3 protein-coding genes, 1 tRNA gene and 2 pseudogenes are annotated in these 8873 nt (G+C 71.3%); all 6 read right to left on the reverse strand.

The window, feature by feature from the left end:
• Window positions 1-354: 354 nt before the first annotated feature.
• Window positions 355-786: pseudogene (locus tag FOE67_RS00805) on the reverse strand (3'-5' exonuclease); the annotation flags it as partial.
• Between the two features lie 51 nt (window positions 787-837).
• Entirely contained in the window at window positions 838-2574 is a 1737-nt protein-coding gene (locus tag FOE67_RS00810; protein WP_228473424.1) for a hypothetical protein, read from the reverse strand.
• A 34-nt stretch (window positions 2575-2608) separates the two neighbouring features.
• A pseudogene (locus FOE67_RS00815) lies at window positions 2609-5642 on the reverse strand (SNF2-related protein).
• Between the two features lie 86 nt (window positions 5643-5728).
• Window positions 5729-7072 (reverse strand): serine/threonine-protein kinase, encoded by a 1344-nt coding sequence (locus FOE67_RS00820; protein ID WP_182659782.1) that lies wholly within the window; start codon window positions 7070-7072, stop codon window positions 5729-5731.
• A 194-nt stretch (window positions 7073-7266) separates the two neighbouring features.
• Window positions 7267-7340: transfer RNA gene (locus FOE67_RS00825), tRNA-Pro, on the reverse strand.
• Between the two features lie 92 nt (window positions 7341-7432).
• The gene (locus FOE67_RS00830; protein WP_182659783.1) at window positions 7433-8839 is read right to left on the reverse strand and encodes a lipase maturation factor family protein; all 1407 of its coding nucleotides are present in this window, start codon (window positions 8837-8839) and stop codon (window positions 7433-7435) included.
• Window positions 8840-8873: the final 34 nt, after the last annotated feature.

Raw genomic sequence — 8873 nt, forward strand, 5'->3', positions numbered from 1 at the left:
CCATACCGCGAGCACCTGCGCCGGCTTCGTGCCCGGGGATGACCGCACTCGCCGATCCCATACGAGACTTCGCCGCTCTGCCGAGACCGGCCCGCCGTGAACACCGGCCTCACCCTGCCCCACCACGACGACCGCACGGAAGACGTCCACACCCGCACCAAAAGAATCATGAGACGGATGCACGGACGCGCCGGATTCGACCCCTGATGAACACCCACCGTAACCACCGACCACGGGTTGGAGTCAAACGTTTGACAGACCCCTACGAAGCGGCGATCACCCTCGCATCATCCCCGCTCTGGGCACGACCCGTTTGAAGACGGACCCCGGGCCGGACTCCTGTGAAGCCGAGTGTCACCCGCCGCCGCGCTCTCTTTCCACGCACCAGCTGTCGAGGAACGGGCTGGGCCTGCTGTGCCAGAAGATGTCCACGCTGTCGCGTGCCCGGGTCGCGGCCACGAAGAGCAGGGACCTGGCCCGCCGCATCTCCTGCTGGTGGCGAGTGGGGTCGTGGTCCCGCAACCGGCTCACCTCCTCGCGTGGAACGAGCCCGTCGGTCACCCCTGCGATGATCATCCGCTGGTACTCCAGCCCCTTGAACCGGAACATCGTGCCGATGTGGACGCCGGCGGATCCGGTCGGCCCCTCGGAGCGTATTTCCACGGAGTCGATGCCGTGCAGCTTCAGCGTGTACGCCATCTCGGCAGCCATGTGGTTGGTCGGGACGCACACCGCGATCCGCTCGTGCGGAACGGCCGTCCCGGGCTCCGCGTCCCACTCCGCGATCCGGAGAGGCGGTACACGAACGTGCCCGGCGCGTACCGGACGCGCAGCTCCTCACCGGTGAGCCGGTCCCGGCGCCGTACGAACACCGAGTCCTCGTACTCGGCGATCCTCGACGCGGGGACGAGCCAGGAACCGTCCTTCGGGTCGCCGTGCCTGGCGACCTCGTACAGCTCCTCGCCCGCGATGAAGCCGCTGTAGGACATCAGGCCCTCGTAGACCGCGCCGAGCTGGTTGATGCCGAGCTGCGCGTACGAGATGAAGCCGCCGCGCTCCCCCCGCTTCCCTCCGGGTGATCATCAGGCTGTGCAGCACCCGGTGGAGGGTGGCGTTGCGCAGCCGGGTATCGAGGTAGCGCATGGACTCGCCGCGCGCCAGGGCCTCGTCCGAGTCGTGGCGCGGGTCCGGGAGGCTGTCGGCGCCGATCAGACGGATGGCGTCGCGCTCGAACAGCTTGCTGTGCAGCGGCTCGAAGCGCAGACCGACGTCCTCACTGACCTGCGTATCCGCCACCTCGGTGTCGGCCGCCTCCATGCCGTGCGTGCGGCGCGGTCGGTAGCCGTCCTGCACCTTGCGGAACAGCAGGTCCAGGGATTCGTACAGGTAGAAGCCGTTGCGGGCGGTGTCGCCCACCGGCTCCCGCTCGGCGACGAGTTCACCGAGGCGACCGAGTCCGTAGCCCTGCTGGTATTCGGGGTAGTCGGCGGGCAGGATGCCCAGCTCGGGGCGGGCCTCCGCGTACAGCAGGAACAGGATCCGGTAGAGGTAGCGCAGCGACTCGCGCGTCAGCTTCCGTCCCAGCTCGGGGAGTTCGTCGATGTCCTCGGGGCGGACGCCCTGCTCGCGCAGCCGCTGGAGCACCTCGTTCGCGATCAGTTCGACGCTCGTGCGCAGGCCGTCGCGGAGTTCGTTGGAAACGCCCACCGCGTGCTTGGCGGACTTGCCGACCAGCTCGGCCAGCGGGTTCTCGCCGCCCTCCTCCGGGGGGCGCAGCGAGTCCGCGCCGAACAGCGCGGCCACGGTGTCGAGTTCGCCGCCTGGGCGGGTGTCGTTGCGCTGGAGCGCGGTGTCCAGGGAGACGCCGAGGTAGCGTCCCTCGCCCCACACCGCGCGGTCGGCGAGGACGATGACGCCGCCGCCGAGCAGCAGCACGTACCGGGGCGGTTCCTCGCAGGCGAACAGGAAGGAGGCGAGCTTGGCACCGGTCTCCACGGGGGTCGGGCCGTCCAGCGGCACCGGTTCCAGCAGGCGCCCGCGGCCCCTCGGGTCGAGGGCGGCGTCGGGTTCTGCGGCCCAGCCGCAGTCCAAGGCGACCAGCCCCTTCTCGGCGTGGGCGACCGGCACCTCGTACGCCCGGCCCGCGCGCTCGACGGAGAGGACGCGCGGCTTGGCGTCGTAGCCCAGCGCGCGCAGCACCTCGGCGTTGAGGGCCCGCACCCCCTCCCGCCACTCGGGCTTGTCGTAGGTCAGGGCGTCGTCGTCGGTGTCGCGGACGGTGAGGATGCCGTCCTCGTCCTCGGGGAGGGCGAAGGAGGACCGGGCGCGGAAGTAGCCCCGGCGCAGCTCCCGCAGGCCGGCACGGGGGGTCACCGGCAGTTCGGTCCGGCCGGGCGTGGACGTCTCGGAGGTCTCCTCCCCGGTGCCGCCCTCGTTCCCGGCGGGCGGCTTCGCCTCCTCCTCGCGCTGCTTCCACCGCTGGAGCAGTCCCGGCTTGAGGTCCTTCGGCAACACCTCGGTCAGGTAGTGAGCCGAGAAGTAGTCGCCACGGTTGACCAGGGAGTCGTACGTCATGACAGGGCTTCTCTCACAGGGGCGCAGACCGGGGTCACGGGACGGCGGAGGCGGGCGAGTGGCGGAAGGGTGAGGAGGTCGGGGCGGTCAGGGAGACGGGAGGCGCCCCGTCACCGTTCCCCCGACCGGCGTCCGCGTCGGTGTCCGGGACCAGCACCGCGAGGATCCTCAGCAGGGGCTTGCCCGTCGTGAGCAGCGAGTCGGCCAGATCGGCGAGGCGTTCGCGGGTGCGCCCCCCCGGCCGGCGTGGGCTGCTCCCAGGCGCCGAGCTGCAACTTGTACTCCTCGACGGGCCGACGCAGCGGCTCGTCCCAGGCGTCGCCGTGGGCGTTGAGGAACGCCTCGGCGGTCTCCAGTACCCGGGGGAGGGCCGCCCGCAGGGGCGCGGGATCGCGGTAGGCGCGCTTGTTCGCCATGGCGGGGCCGACACCGGCGCACCGCAGCAGGGACACCATGTCATCGACGGCCAGGCCCTCCCCGGCGGCCTCCCGCCAGGTCACACCCATCCACTTCACGACGGTGGGCCGACCCAGCTTGTCGGAGTACACGCCCTGGACCAGGTGGATCGGCTCCGCCACGTGCGCCGTGATGATCGGCGCCTCCTGGCGGCCGAGGCCGACCAGGACCTTGTCGGTGAGCCATTCCACGACCGGATGCAGGTCGGTGAGCAGGGAGATCTCGGGCCAGCTCGACGTGGAGGACTGCCGGGCCCGCTGGAGGGAGTGCTCCGCCAGGCGGCGGTTGAAGGTCACCAGCAGCCGCTCCCGCAACCGCTGCTCGCGCAGGTAGTCCGAGGGCAGGGCCTTGAGGCGGTGGACGAGTTCCGCCGGGGGGCGGAACGAGATCAGCCCGGACTGCCGGTCGCGGTCCAACTCCAACCGGTCGCGGGCATCCGGGTACACCTCGCGCAGCGCCTCGTCCACGAAGTGGGCGGTGGAGTCGAAGAGGCGGGGGAGCACCGGGCTCGCGTCCGCGCGGTCCTCCGGTGACGAGGTATCGACACCGGTCGGCTTCCGGTGATCACCGGTTTCCGGGCTTCCGGCCGGCTCCGTCGTCGCGTCCACCGAGCCGAAGAAGTCGGCGAGGAAGTCGTCCAATCCGGCGTCCCGCCCCTCGGCCCCGGCGCGGGGCGTGTCCAGGGACTCGTCAACGGTCCTGCCGCGCAGCAGATCCTGGATGAGGGACCGTTCCTCCGCCTCCGCCCGGTACAGGCCGGTCACCGCCTCCGCCGTGCCCAGCGCGCGGTGCGCCTGGTCCTCGCGGTGCAGCAGCCGCTCGGCGACCACCGTGTCGTCCTTGGCCCCCTCCACCTCGCTGGTGAGGATCAACGCCCGGAACTCCGGCGGGTGGGCCTGCCCGTACCGGTCGATACGGCCGTTGCGCTGCTCGATGCGGATCAGCGACCACGGCACGTCGTAGTGCACGAGTTGGTGGCACTGCCGGTGCAGGTTGACGCCCTCGGAGGCCACGTCACCGGTGAGCAGGACCCGGACGGGCGTGTCCGCCAGGCCGAACTCCTCGACGCGGGCCATCTGCTGTTCGTCCGAGAGGCCGCCGTGCATGACGCGGACGCAGTCGCGGGCCGCGCGGCCACGGAAGCCGAGAGCGGCGGGCAGTACCCCGACCAGCCACTCCAGGGTCTGGACCCGCTCGGAGAACACCACGACCCGGGCCTCGGAGCCGGGGCCCACCCCGATCTCGTCGCGCAACTGCCGCACCAGGGCGGCGAACTTCGCGGAGTCCGCCTCGGTGAGGCCGGCGGCCAGCTCCGACAGTCGCCGCAGCGCGGCGAGTTCGGCCTCGGTGCCGCGTCGGTCCTCCTTCTTCTCCAGCGTTCTGATTCGCGCGGAGACCGTGGCCCGCAACGCGGCCGGGGAGGACAGGAACGACTTCAGCAGCGTGTAAGGGAAGAGGGGGACGGAGCTGACCGAGGCGCCGCCGTCACCGGGAAGCCAGACGGCGGCCAGCTCCTCGAAGATCCGCTCCTCCGCCGGGGTGGCCGGGCAGTGCACCGAACGGGAGGGGCCCCGGTCGGCCCACTGGCCCTTCATCTGCTCGCGCACCTCCGGACTGATCTTCGTCCGCCGGATGAACAGATGCTCGATGTCGGAGGCGCGGTAGTTCTCCGGGTCGCGGATCGCCACCGGGTCCAGCAGCCCGATCAATTCGGCGAAGGATTTCGCGTCACCGTTGTGCGGGGTCGCGGAGGCCAGGATCAGGGCGTCCGTGCGGGGGGCGAGGATGCGTGCGAGCTGATTGCGCAGCGAACCGCGGTTGATCAGGTTGTGCGATTCGTCGATGACCACCGCGTCCCAGCGGATCTGCTCCAGATGGTGCCGGTACTGGTCGGTGTTCTTCAGGGTGTCGATGGAGACGATGACCCGCTTGAACGACGTGAACGGGTTGCGGCCGGCCGGGATCTCCCGCTGGACGCGCTCGATGCCCACCGAGTCCAGCCGGACCAGCGGGATCGCGAACCGCGTCCACAGCTCGTGCTGCAATTGCTCCAGCACGTGCTGCGGGGTGACCACCAGGATGCGCTCGCCCCGGCCGCGGCGGATCAGTTCGGCCAGGGTCAGACCGATCTCCAGCGTCTTGCCGAGCCCGACCACGTCCGCGATCAGCAGCCGTGGGCGCAGATTGGCACCGGAGAGGGCCAGTTGGGCGGGCCGGCGCTGATAGGGGAGCGGGTCCATCAGGAACGAGTCGGCGAGCGCCAGGCGGCGTTCCGACTGGGGCAGGGCGGTGCGGCGCAGCACCGCCTCCAGGAACAGCCGGGAGCGACGGTAGTTCGGGGAGTCGTCCATGACGAGCCCGGTCGCGCCCGGGTCGAGCAGTTCGATCCGGTCCAGACCGGAGAAGAACACGGCCTCCTGGTCCCGGACGAACTCCGACACCCCGGTGACCTCGATGCGCGTGCCGTCATCGGACGTCGGCATCGAGCTTCTGACCAACCACTCCTCGTCCCGTACCACCACCAGGGCACCGGCCGGGTACTGGTCCCCGCCGTTCGGGGCACCGGTCCGTTCCTCGCCGGACTGCTCCACGCTGGTTTGCACGGCGGTCACCGGTGTCCTCCCGAAACGGGTCGATCGTGCGGGCGCGGGCCCTGTTCAGAGCACGCCCATTATCGTGGTTCTCGAAGGCGTACGGGTCAGAAAGGGGAACCGGCCGCATACGCCTCGCGCAGGCGCCGGGCGGTGATCCGGGCCTGCGCCGAACTCCGCAAGGAGGGCCGGTTCGCCCTGCCGCGCCCGGAGGGGCGCCGGGGGGACAGCGGCGCGACGGTCGGATCCTGTCCCGGACCGACGGTCGTGGTTTCGGCCCGGGCGGCGGGCGCCGGGTCGGCAAGTGCGTCGGCGGACGGCTCCCTCGCGGTGTCGTCACGGTGGAGCAGGAGCCGGGGATCGCCGGAGGGTTGCGTCGGGGCGGGCACCGGCGGAACCCCGGGGCCGGCCGGGGAGCCCTCCGGGCGCCGGCCGGACGGCCGGGAGTCCGCCGCGCCCCGCTCCCGCCCGGTCGGCGAGGGCACGGGGGGAGCCTTGGCCTCCCCGGGTCCCGTGCGGACCTCGGGGCCGGAAGCACGGTTCACGGCGAGGAGATCGTCCAGCACGTGGGTCGGGGTGGCCGTGTAGGCGGTGAGCCTGCGGCGTGCCTGTGCGACCTTCAGCCCGTGTGCCTCGATCAGCGCGCGGCACCTTCGGACGACCTCGGGGAGATCCGGCCGGTCCTGGGGGCGGTGGGCCAGCATGGCGGTGAGCAGCGGCACCAGTTCGTCCGGCACCCCGGACAGGTCCGCTGCGACCGCGGGATCGACGACCTGGTGGAACAACAGGTGGATGTTGTCCGTGCGATAGGGCGGATGGCCCGAGGCGGCGAACAGCAGGACAGCGCCCAGCGCGTACACGTCGACCGCCGGCGTCAGGGGCTTCTCACCGTTCGCCTGCTCGGGCGGCATGTACGAGGGCGTTCCGACGACCATGTGCGGCGCGGTCAGCGACGAGCTCGACTCCGCGAACACCGCGAGCCCGAAGTCGATCACCTTCGGTCCGTTCGGGCCGAGGAGTACGTTGGCCGGCTTCAGGTCGCGGTGCAGCAGCCCTTGGCGGTGCACGGCGGCCAGGGCCTCGGCCAGCGTCGCGCCCAAGGCCGCGGTCAGCAGCGCCGGGAGCGGGCCGTGACCGGCGACGTGCCGGCTCAGATCGAGGCCCTCGACGTACTCGGTCGCCAACCACGGGCGCTCCGCCTCGGGGTCGGCGTCGAGGAGGGCGGCGATCCGGGCGCCCCAGATCGTCTTGAGAACCTCCACCTCCTGCGCGAACCTCGCCCGTGTCCCGGAGTCGACCACGGACGGCTTGATCACCTTCACGGCGGCGGGTTCACCGCCGGGCGACTCGCCCAGGTACACCTGGCCCATCCCGCCCTGTCCGATCCGCCCGAGCAGCTCGTACCCGCCCAGCTCGGCGGGGTCGTCGGGACCGAGGGGAGCGATGTGCACCCGGGACCTCACTTTCCACACGGTCGAAGCGGAAGGAGCAGCCGATCGAAACATTCGTGACCTTGGCCCCGGAAAGGTGCTCTGATCTGCGGTTTCTTCCCGACGCCGGACCCCTGCCGGGCTGATGGGGTGTCAGATGACGAAAGGCGCTCCGACCAGGGCTTTCACCTGTTCGGAGCGCCTTCCGGCTACCGTCGGGACGGCGGGATTTGAACCCACGACCCCTTGACCCCCAGTCAAGTGCGCTACCAAACTGCGCCACGTCCCGGTGCCCGGTGTGACCTGGGGCTTTGCCCCTCGTCGCCGTGCACGAGAACCATACCGCATCCGAGGGGGTGGACGTGAAATCCGGGGTGCGCGTCAGAGCGTGGTCGGCGGGATCCGGTCGCGGAGCGCCTCGCGGTGCCAGTGGGCGCCGGTGGCGCGGTGCTCGGCGCGGGTGGTGAAGCGGTAGCGGTACACCCGGGCCCGGATCCAGCGGGGCGGTCGGTCGGGGAAGGGGTTGTGCCGCAGCAGCCGCAGCGTGGCCCGATCGCCCTCCAGCAGACGCTCGACCAGGAGCGGCAACCAGGGACGGCCGTAGGCGGGGGAGAGGGCGGCGAACCACATCATCCAGTCCAGCCGCAGGTGGTACGGCGCCACCTGCGGTGGTCGGCGGCGGACGTCGCCGGGCTTGCCGCGGAAGCCGTAGGCGTGCCAGGCGGTGTCGGGGCCGGGCCGGGAGTCGTCGGTGCCCTCGATCTCGATCTCCTGGCGCACCCGCGAGACGCTGCCGAAGGCCCCGTAACTGTTCACCAGCCGCAGCGGGTCGTGCGAGACGTTCATCCGCTGTCGCGGGGAGAGCAGGTTGCGCACCGGGTGGCGGCTGAGCACCAGGATCCACGCGGTCACGGCCAGGACTCCCACGAGGAACCACAGCGGTGGCTCCGGTTGGTCGGCCGGCGGTGACACCAGGCGCGACCAGTCGAGCAGGGCCGCGCCCAGGACGATGGTGACCCAGTTCAGCCAGGCGAAGTTTCCCGACAGCACCAGCCACAGCTGGGTGGCGACCACGATCGCCGCGGCGATCCCGGACACCGGTTGGGAGAGGAAGAGCAGGAAGGGAACGAACAGTTGGGTCACGTGGTTGGCCAGGACCTCGACCCGGTGCAGGGGACGCGGCAAGAGGTGGAACCAGCGGCTGAGCGGCCCGGGCAGGGGCTGGGTCTCGTGGTGGTGGTCCAGGCAGGTCAGTTCCCGCCAACACCGGTCGCCGCGCCATTTGATCAACCCGGCGCCGAACTCCACACGGAAGAGCAGCCAGGCGATCAGGATCATGACGGGCAGGGGCGGTGCGACCCGTTCGTTGCCCAGCAGGACGGCCAGGGCCCCGGCCTCCAGGAGCAGGCTCTCCCAGCCGAAGCCGTACCAGCCCTGTCCGATGGAGACGATCGACAGGTACAGGGCCCACGGCACGAGCCACAGTGCCACGAACAGCCACAGCGGCGCCCGGTCGGCCGCCCCCACCAGCAGCAGGGCGGAGACCGCGACGCCGCTCCACGCGACGACGCCCAGCAGACGGTCGGAGTAGCGCAGGTGGAACAGGCTCGGGGCTCGGCGGAAGGGGAGCCGGCGCAGCAGCTCGGGCGCCGGCGTCAGGCCGTGCTCACCCGCCAGGGGGCGGAACTGGAGGGCGGCGTTGAGGAAGGCGATCAGGTAGACGGCCGCCAGTCCGCGCTGGAAGACCAGTCGCCCGATCCATGCGTCGGGGGCGGAGAACCACTCCATGGTTCATCGGTACCACCGACGGGAGGGGTGGGGA

The organism is Streptomyces calidiresistens, assembly GCF_014141525.1.
Lineage (GTDB): Bacteria > Actinomycetota > Actinomycetes > Streptomycetales > Streptomycetaceae > Streptomyces > Streptomyces calidiresistens.

Bases quoted from the DNA above. Each gene is read 5' to 3' on its own strand.
- FOE67_RS00810 (WP_228473424.1), bottom strand. From the start codon at position 2,574: ATGACGTACGACTCCCTGGTCAACCGTGGCGACTACTTCTCGGCTCAC.
- FOE67_RS00830 (WP_182659783.1), bottom strand. From the start codon at position 8,839: ATGGAGTGGTTCTCCGCCCCCGACGCATGGATCGGGCGACTGGTCTTC.